Genomic DNA, 407 nt, shown 5'->3' with positions numbered 1-407 from the left:
ATCGAAAGTCAATGTGCCCCATCGCCATAGGCGGTCGAGATGCGCGGCTGAGGTTGGCTGCGGTCACGCGTGTTGGTGTTGGCACCTACTGTCAGCCGGGAAGCCGTGATGAAACGTAGCTTTTGACGAGTCTCAACAGTGCTACTGACAAGAGAGGAAGCGGCGATGACGAAGATTCAAATTCCCTATCCCCATAGGAGGGGAGGGCACTGTGGTTCCGGTGCGCTTCGTGACCTTACTGAATGGGCCCAACTCGGATGGGGGACAGAAGCACTCAGTGAAGGATTGGTCTTCACCCTCGGCGGAGCCTTGGACTTCTCGTACGTCCGCTCTACGCAGTTGTTCCCCCAGGTGTACCTGGTAGGACGCGGAAGCGACCTGGAACAAGATTACCTCACCCGTATTGG

1 protein-coding gene is annotated in these 407 nt (G+C 57.0%); it reads left to right on the top strand.

All coding sequences use genetic code 11. The annotated features are described in order from the left end of the window. Nucleotides 1-165: 165 nt before the first annotated feature. Nucleotides 166-407: BtrH N-terminal domain-containing protein (locus H7I57_RS24685; RefSeq protein WP_264026743.1), on the top strand; the 242-nt coding region annotated here is incomplete at its 3' end.

The sequence above is a fragment of the Mycolicibacterium pyrenivorans genome, assembly GCF_025821625.1.
Classification (GTDB): domain Bacteria; phylum Actinomycetota; class Actinomycetes; order Mycobacteriales; family Mycobacteriaceae; genus Mycobacterium; species Mycobacterium pyrenivorans.
The sequence above is the reverse complement of the archived record's forward strand: the minus strand, read 5'-3'. Positions and strand labels throughout refer to the sequence as shown.